The organism is Parvibacter caecicola, from assembly GCF_003725335.1.
Lineage (GTDB): Bacteria > Actinomycetota > Coriobacteriia > Coriobacteriales > Eggerthellaceae > Parvibacter > Parvibacter caecicola.
Window position 1 is genome coordinate 1 of sequence record NZ_QIBY01000027.1, and the last position, 15352, is coordinate 15352.

12 protein-coding genes are annotated in these 15352 nt (G+C 62.2%); 2 read left to right on the forward strand and 10 right to left on the reverse strand.

Annotated features, from left to right (window positions below; all coding sequences use genetic code 11):
- From nrfD (DMP11_RS09680) to DMP11_RS09695, 4 genes are all read right to left on the reverse strand, one after another.
- The coding region (gene nrfD, locus DMP11_RS09680; RefSeq protein WP_161555360.1) for an NrfD/PsrC family molybdoenzyme membrane anchor subunit at positions 1 to 580 on the reverse strand (580 nt) is incomplete at its 3' end.
- A gap of 14 nt (positions 581 to 594) precedes the next feature.
- Positions 595 to 1218, reverse strand: coding sequence for a 4Fe-4S dicluster domain-containing protein (locus tag DMP11_RS09685; protein WP_123186283.1), 624 nt, complete (start codon positions 1216 to 1218; stop codon positions 595 to 597).
- Positions 1219 to 3690, reverse strand: coding sequence for a molybdopterin-containing oxidoreductase family protein (locus DMP11_RS09690; protein ID WP_123186284.1), 2472 nt, complete (start codon positions 3688 to 3690; stop codon positions 1219 to 1221).
- Between the two features lie 407 nt (positions 3691 to 4097).
- A complete protein-coding gene (locus tag DMP11_RS09695) occupies positions 4098 to 4562 on the reverse strand; it encodes a low molecular weight protein-tyrosine-phosphatase (RefSeq protein ID WP_123186285.1) in 465 nt (154 codons plus the stop codon).
- A gap of 175 nt (positions 4563 to 4737) precedes the next feature.
- Here DMP11_RS09695 and DMP11_RS09700 point away from each other — a divergent pair, with 175 nt between their 5' ends.
- Positions 4738 to 5793: a Fic family protein gene (locus tag DMP11_RS09700; RefSeq protein ID WP_123186286.1), complete on the forward strand. Its 1056-nt coding sequence runs from the start codon at positions 4738 to 4740 to the stop codon at positions 5791 to 5793.
- Positions 5794 to 6006: 213 nt separating this feature from the next.
- Here the strand turns inward: DMP11_RS09700 and nrfD (DMP11_RS09705) are convergent, their stop codons facing one another.
- From nrfD (DMP11_RS09705) to DMP11_RS09715, 3 genes are all read right to left on the reverse strand, one after another.
- Positions 6007 to 7224 (reverse strand): NrfD/PsrC family molybdoenzyme membrane anchor subunit, encoded by a 1218-nt coding sequence (nrfD, locus tag DMP11_RS09705; protein ID WP_123186287.1) that lies wholly within the window; start codon positions 7222 to 7224, stop codon positions 6007 to 6009.
- Between the two features lie 268 nt (positions 7225 to 7492).
- On the reverse strand, positions 7493 to 8122 hold the full coding sequence (locus tag DMP11_RS09710) for a 4Fe-4S dicluster domain-containing protein (RefSeq protein WP_123186288.1): 630 nt from the start codon (positions 8120 to 8122) through the stop codon (positions 7493 to 7495).
- Positions 8123 to 8126: 4 nt separating this feature from the next.
- Entirely contained in the window at positions 8127 to 10649 is a 2523-nt protein-coding gene (locus DMP11_RS09715) for a molybdopterin-containing oxidoreductase family protein (RefSeq protein WP_123186289.1), read from the reverse strand.
- Between the two features lie 804 nt (positions 10650 to 11453).
- Here DMP11_RS09715 and DMP11_RS09720 point away from each other — a divergent pair.
- Positions 11454 to 12500 (forward strand): inorganic phosphate transporter, encoded by a 1047-nt coding sequence (locus DMP11_RS09720; RefSeq protein ID WP_123186290.1) that lies wholly within the window; start codon positions 11454 to 11456, stop codon positions 12498 to 12500.
- A gap of 16 nt (positions 12501 to 12516) precedes the next feature.
- Here DMP11_RS09720 and DMP11_RS09725 read toward each other — a convergent pair whose 3' ends face one another.
- From DMP11_RS09725 to nrfD (DMP11_RS09735), 3 genes are read right to left on the reverse strand one after another with little or no spacing between them, the layout of a single operon-like run.
- On the reverse strand, positions 12517 to 13419 hold the full coding sequence (locus DMP11_RS09725) for a slipin family protein (protein WP_214647042.1): 903 nt from the start codon (positions 13417 to 13419) through the stop codon (positions 12517 to 12519).
- Positions 13385 to 13942 carry a GntR family transcriptional regulator gene (locus DMP11_RS09730; RefSeq protein WP_214647041.1) on the reverse strand — a complete coding sequence of 186 codons (558 nt, stop codon included), beginning with the start codon at positions 13940 to 13942 and terminating at the stop codon, positions 13385 to 13387. The genes DMP11_RS09725 and DMP11_RS09730 overlap by 35 nt, the downstream gene beginning before the upstream one ends.
- Before the next feature lie 14 nt (positions 13943 to 13956).
- Positions 13957 to 14988, reverse strand: coding sequence for an NrfD/PsrC family molybdoenzyme membrane anchor subunit (nrfD, locus tag DMP11_RS09735; RefSeq protein ID WP_161555361.1), 1032 nt, complete (start codon positions 14986 to 14988; stop codon positions 13957 to 13959).
- Positions 14989 to 15352: the final 364 nt, after the last annotated feature.

The following is a 15352-nucleotide window of genomic DNA, read 5'->3' on the forward strand; positions in this document are numbered from 1 at the left end:
TCACGGAGTGGACGAGCACGGCGCAGACGAGCGCCACCACGGAGATGACGCGCAGGGCGGTGTGGGACACCTTGCCCTTTTCAGCGGCGATCTGGGCCCAGAGGTAGACGCAGGAGAGGATGAGGTACACCATGAGCACGATGATGTCCCACATGAGCGGGCTGCCCAGGTTGGAGTACACGAACAGCTCCCACACCCGGAAGGGCTGGCCCATGTCCACCACGACGAGGCCGATGGCAGCCACGGTGGCGGCGATGGAGGTCATCACGGCCACCTTGGAGATGCCGCCGAAGCCCTTGAGCCCGAAGGCCTTGGGAACGGAAGAGATGATCAGGCCGCCGGCGGACAGGCCGACGAAGAACATGAACATGGTGATGTAGAGGCCCCAGGAGTCCAGGTTGCGCATGGCGGTCTGCACCATGCCGCCGGACATCTGCGCGGCCCAGAGGGCGACGCCGATGGCGGCGACCACCGCGCTCGCGCCGATGGCGACGTTCAGCCCGCGGCCCTTCGCCGCGGCGCGGGCGCCGGCGGGGGCGAAGTCGTCGTCGATGACGCCGACGTTTTCGAGGTTAGTCATGGCAGTCATCCTTTCTACACCAGGTAGTACACGGAGGGCTTGGTGCCCTCTTCTACCAGCAACTGCTTGCAAGAACGCGAGGCGATCAGCTTGGATACATCGGAGTGCGGGTCGTCCAAGTCGCCCCAGAAACGCGCACGCGGAGGACACAATTCCATGCACGCAGGGTCTTCCCCCTTCGTAATGCGCTGATAGCAGAATGTACATTTCTCTACCACGTGCTTCTCATGTTTGGGAACCTCGATGTCGCCAGTAGCAAAGCCAATGGCATAGGACGGTTCCTCCCAAGTGAAAGAACGAACCCCGGTGTACGGGCAGGCGGCCATGCACATGCGGCATCCGATGCACTTGCCATAGTCCTGGCGCACCACGCCGGTCTCTGGGTCCTTATAAGTGGCACCCACCGGGCACACCTTCACACAGGCGGGGTTCTCGCAGTGCTGGCATCCCATGGGCAGGTAATTCATAAATAAGCCCATCTCGGTTTCTCGTGGCACATCCGGGACGTCGCCCCCATCGGTAAGCACGCGTGTCCAAAAGATGCCCTCGGGTATATTGTTCGTAGATTTGCAAGCAATGGTGCAGGCGTTGCAGCCCACGCAGCGCTTGGTGTCGATAGCCATTCCGTAGCGAGCCATTTATTCCACGCTCCCTTCGTAACGCTCCACTTCACACAGGAAGTCGTAGAACGCGCTGTTCGAGCAGAAATCGTTCATGAAACGGTTGGTCAGGTCCTGGGCATGCCCTTCTTTGAACTGGTCGGCGCGCCATCCGTGCGGAATCGATACCACGCCTTCTTTGATGCCCGGCGTCACCTTCGCGCGCAGTACCACCGAACCGTGGTCGTTGTAGGCGCGTACGTAGTCACCTTGGGAGATGCCGCGAGCCTCGGCGTCCTTGCTGTTGATCTTCAGCATGGGCTCGGGTTCGATTTCGCGCAGCCATGGTGTGAAGGCAATTTGCGAGTGCACATGGTACTTCTCATGCTGGCCCAGGCCGAACAGCGGGTACTTGTCGCGCATCGGGTTCTCCCAGTAGGCCTCGTTGGCATGGGTGTAGTAGGGGTAACGCTCGAACTCGGCGATTTCCTGACCCACGTAGTTGCGGGGCATGGGGTTGTCCATGTAGTAGGACAGCCGGCCAGGAGCAGTGAACATGAACGTGGTGTCCACATCGGGCACCGCACTGGTGTCGTACAGACGTACCAGCATCTTCTCTTTCAGGTCGTTATAGGACGCACCATTGGCCACATTGGCCTCGGTGTCCAGCAACTCGTGCAGGTACTCTTCCTCGGTCTTGTCGTACAAATCGGTTATGCCCATGCGATTCGCCAAGTCCACCAGAATGGCGAAGTCGGTGCGGCACTCGTACAGGGGCTCCACCAAGCGCGGCTGATAGGGGAAATAAGGTACGAAGGGTAGGCTGGCGATGTCCTCCACCTCGAAGGCATGGGGCACTGGCAGAATGATATCGGCGTAGTTGGCACTGTCGGTCATGGTGCAGTCCACGCACACGACAAAGGGCACCTTCTTCACGGCCTCGATCAGTTCCAGGCGACCGGACTCGTTGCACAGCATGTTTCCGTTCGCCATCCACAGGAACTGGATGTCCAGCGGCTGATCGCCCCACTTCTTAGTTTCCATGATATCGGGGAGGTACATACCGCAGATATCCAGGTTCTGAGCATCTCCCGCCACCATGGGCGCTGGGTTATAGGGGAACGAGCGGAAACCCAAGCTGGCGTGGCCCAGGCTGCCGCCGGGGACGCCGATGTTGCCCGTCATGGAGGCCAATAGCACCAAGTTCTTGTAATTGTGGTGCGAGTTCACGTGGTGGCCGAGCCCCTGGTTGGTATGTATGTACACCGGGCCCTCAGTAGCGTAGACGCGAGCGAGCTCCTCGATGGTCTCCTGCGGCACGTCGCAAATCTCCGCGGCCACGGCAGGGGTGTACTCCTTGATTTTCTCCTTCGTAAGGTCGAACACGGTGCGCACCGGTATGCCGTTCACTTCATAGCTGCCCTCAAGGGCTGGGTCAGCTGCCGCATCGGCGGCCGCATAGGTACCCGTTGCGTTGTCCCACACCAGGAATGGGTCTACCAGCATAGGTTCGCCGGTGAGGGGGTTCGCCATCTCCACGGGCGCTACGCCGGCATCGCTCAGATGCGCGTACTGGCCGTCTTCCTTGATGAGGTAGGGGGAAACCGTGACCGTCTTCATGTGGGCCTCGTTCATGAGGCCGTTGTCGATGATGTAGTTGGCCATAGCAAGCATCATCGCGCCGTCAGTACCGGGCCGAATGGGCACGTACAAATCGGACTTTGCCGCAGCCGCCGTGAACTGCGGGTCGATAGTGATGAGCTTCGTGCCTCCTTCACGGGCCCGGCATACGAATTGCCAGTCCTGAACATAGGCGTCGGTCGGACTGGCGCCCCACACGAAGATGGTTCTCGCATTGGGGACGTCGGGGCCGGAGTTGCCGAAAATGAGGGTGAGGGCACCGTAGAACAGGTACATCTGCGCATAGTCGGCGCCGGGGCCCAGAATGGTGGCGCCAGTCCGGGACAGGAAGCGCCCATAGGATACCGAGCCCTTGCCCGAGCCATTCACCAGGCCGGTGCAGGCAAACGAGTTCCACAACGCAACCGAAGTGGGCCCGTAATTGTCGAAGGCCGCCTTCATCTTCGAAGCCACTTCGTCCATGGCGTCATCCCAGCTGACGCGCTCCCACTGGCCCTCGCCGCGCTCGGTGCCCTCCACGCGGCGCATCGGGTACTTGATGCGGTCAGGGTCGTACACGCGCTGCGGCTGGGTGAGACCTTTCACGCAGATGCGTCGTTGGTCAGCGTTGTCCTGCTCTTCCAGCACGGCAGCAGACGTGCGCACAACTTTGCCTTCGCGCACCTCCACTTTCATGGGGCAGCGGCTGCCGCAGTTGCCACGACACACACTATAACCAATCTTGTCTCCGCCTTGGGATTGCACCCCCCCTTCCGCCAGCGCAGTGAGTGTGCCTCCGCCGGCGAGGGCGGCTGCTCCGGCGGCGGCGCCGGTAGCCTTGAGGAAGCTACGACGAGAGATGCCCGGTTTCGGGCTTTTCAAATCCGTCATTTATTCTCCTTTTCGGGGAGAAACGCAAGATTCATGCCGCCGGTAGCTAGCCAGGCGCCCCTCTTCTTCCGCTCCCCTTCTCCCCTGTTGTCCTACCCGGACTAAATCGCGTCACTCCCCGGCGCTCGCCCGAATAGATTCTCCGACAAAACATAAGAATCGGCCGGATTTCTTATGGGGCCAGTCTGTCATACTCTGTCATATGTTGTCAAGAAAAATCTATGACAATATATGACAAGACAGTTCTGCCGCACCTTCGAGCCTCCGCTTCGTGTCGTTCCCGATGCCGTGCATGAGAAGGTCTGCCATGGTGCCCCCAATCGTTGATGATATCAACGACATCATCAACGGCCTCGGATTGCGCTACACCCGGAGCATCGCCTGTCAACGGATTCGGCAAGCCACCCCTAGCGGCCGCTTGCCCCCAGGAAATTCAGCAGCCCCTCGCAGCCGCCGCACACGTCCTCGTAAGTGGTGTCGAAATCGCCGGTGTACCAGGGGTCGGCCACATCGCGAGCGCTGCCGGCGAACTCCAGAAGCTTGTGCAGCTTCCCCTGCGCGTCGCCGCCCAGCATACGGCCCATGTTGCGCATGTTGGCCTCGTCCATGCCGATGATCAGGTCGAAATCATTGCAGTCGGCGCGGCGCAGCTGCCGGGCCCGCTTGCCCTCGAAACCGCCGATGCCATGAGCCCGAAGCACCCGCTGCGTGCCTGGGTACACCGGGTTCCCCAGCTCTTCGGTGCTGGTGGCCGCCGATTCGATGTGAAACTGCCCCGAAAGCCCGCGCTTGGCCACCATGTCCTTCAGCACGAACTCCGCCATGGTGGAGCGGCAGATGTTGCCGTGGCAAACGAACAGCACGCGAACCATTCCATCACCCTATCCTTGTCGGCCACCTCGCCGGCCCGTTGAGAACCTCGCAATTTGCCGCCCATTGTACCGCACGGGTCGCGCGACTCGAAAACGCCGCGGGGCTCGCCCTTGTCTCGCTTCTAGAATAGTGAAATAATAGTGAAATACAGATTTCACTATCGAGGAGGGCTCCGTGATTACCGCTCGGATTACCAACAAGATACTGGAAAGCCCCCTCGCCATCGAGCAATGCCGAGGGGGCTTTCAGGGAGATCGCGTGCCGCCCCGTATTTCCAGCCGCCTGCGAAAAAACTCCCGCAAGAAATCCTCCTACTCCTCGGCAAAAATCGAAGGGAACCCCCTCACCGAAGAACAGGCCAACCGCGCCATCGAAGACGAGCACCGCCATTTCCTCAAGCCCGAGGAGGAGGTGCGAAACTATTACCGGGCGCTGGAAATCCTCGATGCCCACCTCGAACAACGCACATCGCCGTCGATGGAGCTGCTTCTCGAAGTGCAGCAAGCCGTAATAGCCGGAGCAAGCAGCGAAAAGATCGGATTGCGCGGACCCATGCCCCCGGGCGTGCTCTTCGCCGTGTACGACAGCGCAACGGGAGCTCCCGAATATATCCCTCCCGAAGCCTCGGACATTCTCCCCCTCCTGAACGAATTGTTCGCATATGTGGAAGCTTCCGACGATCATCCACTGGTGAAGGCGGCAGTCATCCATTATCAGATTGCGACCATCCATCCGTTCGAAGACGGCAATGGACGAACAGCGCGGCTGCTGTCCGGATATTGGCTTGACTTGTCTGGCTACAGCTTTGGCGGCATCGGATCCCTGGAAGAATACTTCGCCTACGATGTAAACGAATACTATGTGGCGCTCCAGATGGGGCTTCCCGCATTGTTTTACGAAGGTCGAGAGAACCCTCCCCATCCGGAGATCTGGATCGAGTACTTCCTGCGCATGGTGACGCTTTACGCGCAACGCACAAGCGAAATTGCCGCCGACGCCGCCAACAGCCAAACGCTCGCCTCCCTTTCCCATGCTTCGCCCAAAGCCCGCGCCTTTTACGAAAGGCTTACCGAGCATTCCGTGGAGGAATTCACCCCCGTCTCCATGGCTCGCGAAATGGGCGTGACAAACCGGACCATTATCAATTGGAGCGCGGAACTGGCTCAGGTCGGCCTGCTTGAGCCCCGCCTTGTGAAGCAACGCATTCGAAGCTACCGAGTGGTCGGCTAGCCCCTCCTCTTTAGACCGCGCACAGAATGAAAAGGCCCCGCACCGGGGAGTGGTGCGGGGCCGCCCAAGGGGAAGCGGAGAATTGGCCTCCCACGTGGGAACAAATGGGCGCGGGCCGGAGGGGTGGCCCGCAACGTGACGGCGGGTTACGCGTGTCAGGGGGACGTCGAGGTCATCGGGCCGGCCGCCCCTCCGGCATCGGGCGGGTGCGGGCTACTGCTCGTCGGCGGGCTTCAGGGGCAGGAGCTTGAGGCCCAGGAAGAAGACCAGGAAGCCGAGGGCGACCACTCCCAGGGCAATGCCGAACTCCAGCGGGGTGGGCCAGTAGACGAGTCCCTGGTAGGCAGTCGCCATGTTGCCCTGCCAGTCGGTGACGGTGAAGGGGGTCATGGCCGCGGGGTAGTCCAGGTTGGGCACCTGGAAGCCGCCCACCAGCAGCTGCACGCGCTTGCAGAAGATGGCGGCGATGGCGAAGAGGCCGGCCGCCACCATCATGGGCGTGGTGCGCAGGGAGGGCACCACGCAGATGACGACCGCGAGCACGGAGAGCACCACTTCGCCCCAGAAGAAGGGGGCCAGCGGGCCGGACACCAACATGGCCACGATCTCGGCGCCGGAGGCGGCCGGGAAGCCCTCGGTGAGGAGGTCGCAGCCGAAGAAGTACAGGTCCACCAAGAGGAACACGGCCAGGAGCTTCGCGAGCTTCACCAGGTCGGCCTGCTCCCAGGTGAGGTAGCCCGCGGCCCGCAGGGCGACCGCCGCGCAGATCACGAGGCCGGTGCCGCACACCAGCGCCGAGCTCACGAACCAGGGGGCCAGCAGCGCCGTGTGCCACATCTCGTGGGACTGCTGCAGGCCGAAGATCCAGGCGGTCACGGAGTGCACCGTGACGGCGCACACGAGGGCCACCACGGAGATGACGCGCAGGGCGGCGTGGGAGACCTTGCCCTTCTCGGCGGCGATCTGGGCCCAGAGGTACACGCAGGAGAGGATCAGGTACACCATGAGCACGATGATGTCCCACATGAGCGGCGACCCCAGGTTGGAGTAGACGAACAGCTCCCACACCCGGAAGGGCTGGCCCATGTCCACCACGACGAGGCCGATGGCAGCCACGGTGGCGGCGATGGAGGTCATCACGGCCACCTTGGAGATGCCGCCGAAGCCCTTGAGCCCGAAGGCCTTGGGCACCGACGAGATGATCAGGCCGCCGGCCGACAGGCCCACGAAGAACATGAAGGACGTAATGTAGAGGCCCCAGGAATCGAGGTTGCGCATGGCGGTCTGCACCATGCCGCCGGACATCTGCACGGCCCAGAGGGCGATGCCGATGGCGGTGACCACCGCGCTCGCGCCGATGGCGATGTTAAGGCCGGCACCGCCCTTTTTGGCAGGAGCCTTCGCGGCAACCGCCGCAGTTGTATCAGACATAAGTTTCTCCTTAAGAAGAGTTGCGAATCATCCAGGCCCCGCGGGGCCCATACCCCGCGCTGCCCAGGCAGAGATAGAATCTCTGCCCTACGAAAAAACAGCCTTGCAGGTCTAAGCAGGCGAGCGAGGGGCGCTGTGGCGCTCGCAATTGCCCCGAAGGTCGGCCGAGCGTGCTTTGGCACGTGAGGGAAAGGCCTGAAGGGCAAGGGCGGGTGGCCACAGTGCGCCGCAGCGCCGAGTAGTTCCGACGTTCGCCAGAACGGCAGAACTAAACAAGGAAGTACACGTTGGGATCGGTGCCCTCGTCGGGCAGCAGCTGCTCGTGACTGCGGGTGCGCAGGATGGCCGACACCGCCGAGTCGGGGTCGTTCGCGTCGCCAAAGTGCCGCGCCCGGGCCGAGCACACCTCCACGCAGGCCGGCTGCAGGCCCTTGGCCAAACGATGCCAGCAGAAGGTGCACTTCTCCACCGTATGCTTCTCGTGGGGCGCCACGTCGGCGTCGCCCACGGCGAAATCCAGGTGATAGGCGGGTTCTTCCCAGTTGAAATTGCGCACGCCAGTGTAAGGGCAGGCGCTCATGCACATGCGGCAGCCGATGCACTTGTCGTAGTCCTGGCGCACCACGCCGGTCTCCGGGTCCTTGTAGGTGGCCCCCACCGGGCACACCTTCACGCACGCGGGGTTCTCGCAGTGCTGGCAGGCCACGGTGATGTTATGCATCTTCAGGTTGGGGTACTCCCCTTCCGGCGAATCCAAATTGTCGCCGCCCACCGTCATGATGCGGTTCCACCAGATATTCTTGGGCAGGTTGTTCTCTATCTTGCAGGCCACCGCGCAGGAGTTGCAGCCAATGCAGCGCTTGGTGTCAACCAGCATTACCAGCTTTTTATCAGCCATGACACTACTCCTCATTCCAGACACGCACTTCAACCAGGTTGTCGAAGTAGCTCTCGTTCACGCCTACCGGGTCGTACTCGGAGGTAAGCAGCTCCGACCAGCAGCCGGCTTTGTGCTGGTGCGACTGCCAGCTCTTGGGGTACACCATGCACCCGGGGCGGATGCCGTTGTTGTACACCGCCTTCGCCACGCAATGACCGCGGTCGTTGTACACCTCCACGTAGTCGCCGTCGGCGATGCCGCGGGCCTCGGCGTCGGCCGGGTTCATCTTGATGGTGGGCTCGGGGTCAAGCTCGCGCAGGTAGGCGTTGTCCGACCACATGGAGTGCACGCGGAAGCGCGGGCGCTCGGACAGCAGAATCAGCTTGTACTTGTCCCAGGTGGGGCTGCCCTCGTAAGCCTCTGTGGGGTTGATGTAGCGAGGCAACCGTTCGCGCTCTTCGTCGAAGGTCTGGCCCACATCGAACTGCACGGTGGGGTTCTCCACGTAGAACTCCATACGACCCGATTCGGTGCGGAAGCTGGCGTTCTGCCAGGGAATCCACGGCTTTTCCGGGTACCAGTACATGTCCTCGTTCTCTTTGATCTTCTCGTAGGTGATGCCCAGCGCGGTAAGCGATGGGGTGTCCACCACCTGCGACATGTACTCGTCTTCGGCGAGGTCGATCAGGTCGGGGTAGCCCATGCCAGCGGCCAGCAACTTCAGAATCTCGAAGTCGCTCTTCGACTCGTACAGCGGGTCGATGGCCTTCTCGCTGTGGATGAAGCACTGGGTGGCGGAGATGACCACCAGGTCCTGCTGCTCGAACCAGTGCGCCGCGGGCAACACGATGTCGGCATACTTGGTGGTGTCGGTGAAGCAGTAGTCGGCCACCACGTACAGGTCCATGTTGCCGATGACGTCGTTCACGTACTCGTTGGTGTTCACCTGGTTGGAAACCGGGTTGCCAGCGTACACGTACAGCGAGCGGATGGGGTAGTCCTCGCCCTTCCACTTGTCGGTGCGCATGATCTCCGGCAGCGCCAGGGCCGAAATCATGGGGTACTTCGCCGCGGTCATGCCCTTCACCACCGCGTTGATGCCCCAGCAGGCCTTGAAGTCGCCCACGCCGGTGCCGGCGCCCGAGTAGCCAATCTGGCCGGTGAGGGCGGCCATGGTGATGTTGGCATGGGCGGCGTGCACGCCGTTGGTGTAGGAGTTGGAGCCCCAGCCCAAGCGGTGGATGCAGGGGCCGTCAAGCGCCAGGTGCGCCAGCTCGACGATGGTCTCGGCGGGCACGTCGCAGATGTCCTGGGCCTTCTCGGGCGGGTACTGCATGATGTCTTCCACCAGCAGATCGTAGGCGGTGGAGCAGGGCACGCCGTTGAAGTCGTAAGTGCCGGAAAGCTGCGGGTCGGTGGCTTCCACCAGGCTCTTCACCGTGCCGTCGGCGTCCAGCACCGCTGGATGGTCCAACACCTTGGTCACGGTTTTGGCGGCGTTCACCTTGGCGCCCTTGTTCTCGCTGGAAGCGGCGGACACTTGGCCGGCCGCCACTTCGATCACCTCAGGCTCCACACCCAGATCGCTCATGCGCAGGAACTTGCCGGTGTCGGAGCGCACCAGGAAAGGAGCGCAAGTGTGGTCGCGCAGGAAGGGCTTGTTCACCGCGTCCTCGTCCACCATCACGTACATCATGGAGAGCGCCAGCGCCGCGTCGGTAGCGGGCTTCACCGGCACCCACTTGTCGGCGCGGGCCGCCAGCTGGGTCATGATGGGGTCGATCACCACCAGCTTGGTGCCGGCGTCCTGGGCGTCGGCCACATGGTGCCAGTCGTGAAGTTGGGCGTCGGTGATGTTGGCGCCCCACACGAACAGGGTTTTCGCGTTCTTGAAGTCGGAGGGGTCGTTCAGCACCCAGTCGCCCAGGTTGCCCACCACGCGGTTGATGCCGCGGGTGTTGGCCTGGTCGCGGGCGATCTTGATCATGCTGGCGTTGATTTTGTTGAAGAACACGTTGTACATGGGAGATGCAACGCCGCTGATGGCGCCCATGTTGCCGGAGCCGCGGGTGTAGGCGATGGCCTGCTCGCCGTACTCCGCCTGAATGCGCTTCCACTCGTCGGTGATGTACTTGATGGCCTCTTCCCAGCTGATGCGCTCCCATTCGCCGCTGCCGCGTTCGCCCACGCGCTTCATGGGGTACTGCACGCGATTGGGGCCGTAAATGTTGTACGGATGGCTGAGGCCGCGCAGGCAAATGCGGTCGATGCTGCCATCGGGGAACGAATTGAACGGGCGCTTGGAAGTTTTCACGATTTTGTTGTCGCGCACGTGCAGGTTCAGCTTGCAAGTGCCCGAGCAGTTGCCGCGGCACACGCCGCAGAAGATGGTTTCCTCGTCGGGCTGGCCGGGGGCGTAATCCTCGGCAATGGCCAAACCGCCGAATCCGATGGCACCGGCGGCCGTGGCCACCGTGGTTGCGCCCGCCGCCTTCAAAAAGCTGCGGCGCGTGAGTCCAGATTTCGGGGTTGTCTGATCCGTCATCTCTCCTCCTCCTGGTCAAGAAGACGGAAAGCGCCGTTTCACCGGGCCTTCGGCTGCGCCGGGCCCCTCTCGCGTTCGGCTCTTCCCACTCTCCCCTTGCGTCCCATTCCCCTCAGACGTGCTGCTCGCGCGGCGCATCGGTTGTCCCACGGGCAATGGGCTCTCCTACAAAATAATCGAACCGGCCGGATTCGCTTGTCATATCTTGTCATAGAACCCCCCCCCCGTCAAGCGTTTTTGTATGACAAACTATGACAGAAGGGAAAATCGTATTCTGAACTGGTAATTTGTTAAATGACAGCGTAACGGGCACGATGGCGAACCATGACAGGGGGGGGGCGACGGGGGTAGCGTCAGACTTTCAAGAAAGGCCCTCCAGAAAAGAGGGCAGACGGAAAACCTGACGTTATCCCCGTCGCCCGTCGCCTGTCACACTCCGTCGCCCTCCCCTGCGCTTCGACCGCACCCCGCCGCCCTCTTCCTGCCAAAGTCGGCAAACCGTGCGCAGCCAAGCACGTTTTGGCGGTTTTGGTAGGCGTATCGGCGCATTTTGGCGGTTTTGGTAGGCGAAATGAGGCACCCTCCAGCAAAACCGCAGCTCGCGCATCTTCACCCCACAGAAAACCCCCACCAAAGTTGATAAACCGCGCTCAGTCATACACGTTTTCGCAACTTTGGTCAGAGGCGCCGTCATTCAAGAGTGCATATAAATCGAAACCGGTCGCTCGCTTGCGTTCCAGCCGCTTGCGCTAGAATAAAGCGGCTCGTAATTTGGACCAATCTCATCGAAGCTAGGCTATAGGCATGGGACTAACCCTTTCGGTATTTCTTTCACAGGCGAGTGCTCATCCCGTCCTGGTTGTCATTTTGGCTCTGGTCATCGGCGTCACCATCATCTCTGGCGCCACCGACGCCCCCAACGCTATCGCCTCCGCCGTTTCCACTCGATGCCTGAAACCGGGCGCGGCCCTGGCGCTGGCAGCCATCTTCAATTTCGTGGGGCTAGTGGGCATGACCTACATCTCCACCGCCGTGGCCCACACCATGTTCAATATGGTGAATTTCTCCGGCAACACCCATCAAGCACTGCTAGCCCTGGTGGCGGCCATGATCGGCTCCATTGGCTGGGGCGTATTCTGCTGGCTCCGCGGCATTCCCGCGTCGAAGTCGCACTCGCTGATCGCCGGCGTCACCGGCGGTGCCATTGCCCTCAACGGCTTGACCGGCGTGGTGTTCAGCGAATGGATGCTGGTGATTTACGGCATGGCATTTTCACTGGTGGCTGGATTTGTGCTGGGCATCGTGGTGACCAAGCTCATCGAGGCGCTGTTCGCCCGCGCCAATCGCCGCCGCGCCAACATGGTGTGCGTGGTGCTGCAAGACATCTGCGCCTGCGCCCTGTCGTTTCTACACGGCGCGCAAGACGGCCAGAAGTTCATGTCCATCGGCCTTCTGGGCATCGCGCTGGCCTTCGGCATGGAAACCAGCGGCGAGACCAACTTCCCCCTATGGCTGATGGTACTGTGCTCGGCCGCTATTTCGCTGGGCACGCTTCTGGGGGGTAAGCGCATCATCAAATCGGTGGCCATGGACATGGTTTCCCTTGAGAAGTACCAGGGGGTGGCCGCGTCTGCTTCCACCGTCATCACGCTGTTCGTGGCCTCCATTACCGGCATGCCGGTGTCCACGTCGCACTGCTCCACCGCCGCCATCATGGGTGTGGGAGCATCGAAGAGTTTCAAACGCGTGAACTGGGGCATTGCCAAGCACATGGTGACAGCATGGCTGCTCACCTTCCCCTGCTGCGGATTCATCGGCTGGGCGCTGGCCAAGCTATTCATGATGCTCTAAGGCAGCTGCAGCCCGCCTATTTCGCGGCGACCTTGGCGGCGGCTTCGGCCACGTCGCCAGTGAAGCCTTCGCTGAAGGCACTGGGAATCACCAGTGTGCCGCCCGATTGCTTCACGCTCTCGTAGGCCAGGTGCATGGTGCGCAGCCGCAGCGCCTCCGGATCGTCAGCGTAATTGCCGGACGCGTCGCGCAGCATGTCGGAGATGTCCGCCTCGGCTTCGGCCATAATCATACGGGCATTGCGCTCGCGGGTGGCGATGGCCTCGGCCGCCATGGCCTGCTGCAGTTCTTTGGGCACCACAATATCGCGCACTTCCACATCCATCACGTTGATGCCCCATCCATCCAGCTTTTCCTCCAGAGCTTCCTTCAGTTCGGTATCCAGCTGGTCGCGACGGGTGGCCACCTCCCCCAGCGTGGCACGGCCGATAGCCTTGCGCAAGGTGGCCTGGGCCATCCACGCCACCGCCGAAGCGTAGTCCTCCACCTCGGTGGCGGCCTTCTGCGGCGAGAACACCATCCAGAAAATAACCGCGTCAACGTTGAGCGGCACCAGGTCGGAGGTGAGGGTTTCCTCGGCACCGAAATAGGTGGCGATCACGCGCTGGTCGATGCGCACCGAATAGAACTCAACGACGGGGATGGTGAACACCAGGCCGGGGCCCGCCGTGCGATTGAAGGCGCCGAAGCGCATGACCACGGCCTTTTCCCAGTCCATGGTAAGGTGGATGGAGGTGGCCGCCAAAAGCCCGCAGGCCAAGGCAACAAGCAGCACCGGCAGGTTCACTTCGCCCGCCACCGCCGCCGCAATGCCGCAACCCGCGGCCGTGGCCACCACGAACAACACCGCCGTGAACACCACGGCGCCGTTGCGGCTGGTGCGATTAAGCGCCTGCGCCGGCCTTTGCGCCGCCGGCATCCTCCCCTGCCGGGTTGAACTCGATGACCCGTCCTCGGCCCGTCTTCTGATCCCCCGCATGCGCGGCCCTCGCTTCCCTATCACGCTTCAGCTTCGCCTGCTTGATGCTGGCGGCAAAGCGCACTTCCACATCCTCCAGCGACATGCCCAGCTCCTGGCAGCGCTGTAAGTACTCCGTCGTCACAATTTCCGCCGTCACCGAAACATCTACGCCCGGCTTGTCGGACACGTCGCACACGAACGCCCCTTGGCGCCGTTTCGACACGATGAAACCGTCCTCTTCCAGGCTTTGGTACACCTTGCTCACCGTGTTGTAGTTGATTTCGATGTCAGCGGCCAGGCCACGCACAGTGGGAAGCTGATCGCCGGGCAGGTAGTAGCCGGAAGTGATGAGGTACGTGAAGCGATTTTTCAGCTGCAGCCAAATGGGAATGCTGCTGGCGTCGTCCAGCTGGAACAATTCCGTGAGCTTGTTTTTCGCATTCTGCTTGGGCATGGCGGCTTCTTCCCTTCGTCTGAGCATGCTACCCCCTTTCTCTATTGTAGGCTAAACGGAAACGCGTCGGCAGGTTTGGGTTCGTAATCGGCGGCGCCTTCGCCAGAGCTGTCCGGGCCAGGAGCTACCGGGGCCACAGCCTCACCTTGCGGCGATGCGCCCAGTTCAAGCGCCCGGAATGCACCGGCGTCCACGATGGCGATGCGCAGGGAAACCCCTCCGGCCAAGATGACAGCGGCCGCACACAGAGCGGCACGACGGGCCGTTTCCCCAGATGAAGAGCACAGGGCCAGCAGCTCCACCGCAGCCGGAATCACCAGGCCGCAAGCTGCGAAAGCCCACCACCACAGGGCGGCGTCGCCCCGCAGCAGCAGAGACAAAGACGTCTGGATGCCCGGATGATCGCTTGCAGCGGCCACTGCCACCAGCACGGCCGCCGTAAGGGATTCGGTGACAATTACGGCGAAATCAACCCGCAGCAATCCGCCGGACAGGCTTTCCACAACTTCATCGGAAGGCACCACCGCGCACAGAAGAAGCGGCACAGCAATGCCACAGGAAAGCGCCGAGAGCACGAATAGCAACACCACCGGCCAGAGGCCCCAAAAGCGCACACCGGCCAAAGCTTGCAGCAGAAAGCCGGTGTAGGCCACCACGAAAAGCGCCAGCGCTGCGGCGAGCACCTCCAGGGCCGTCACCAGCCCGCAGGCCGCCCACGGCAGACACAAAAAGCGCACCGCAACCAAGGCGCCACCCACTGCCAACAGCAGGGCCAGACCCCATGCGCCCCAATTCATCAGCGACACCGGCGGGGAAATGAGCAGGCTTATCAGCCGGTCGATGCGCCCCAGATCAAAGGCGAGGCACACCACGCCGCAGGCTACCATCAGCCAACCGGCGAGAAGCGCCAGCCCCAGCAGCCGCTCTACTGGCCAATGGGAAAGGCCTCGCGCCGTTCGCTCAATGCCGAAAGGCTCATGCAGCCACAGCAAATCCACCAGGGCGCACACCAGCAAGGCACCGGCGCCGGCGCCGCCCAAGAACAGATAGACTATGGCAAGCTCCCCCAGCACACGCCCCCCCCTGGCCGTAGTTTGAACTTCCCACAGTATGGCACAGCCTCGGCGAAATGTATATGACACGTTGCCATATAGCGCACTTTGCCGCCTTTCCCACGCCCCGGCCCACAGGCTGCGCCGCACACTGCCCCCTGCCCGGACAAGCGGGGTTGTCCGGGCAGGGGGCGCGCTTGGCGGGGATTCGGTCGGGGGCTTGGCCGGACAAGCGGGGTAATCCGGGCAGAGGGCGAGTTTGGCGGGACTCTGGTCGGGGTGTTGCCCGGACAAGCGGGGTAATCCGGGCAGAAGCGGAAGGGAGGGGTGGGCGTCGGCCGAGGACGGGAAGGGGGCCGGACGCAAGGGCGCCCCCGCCGGAGGT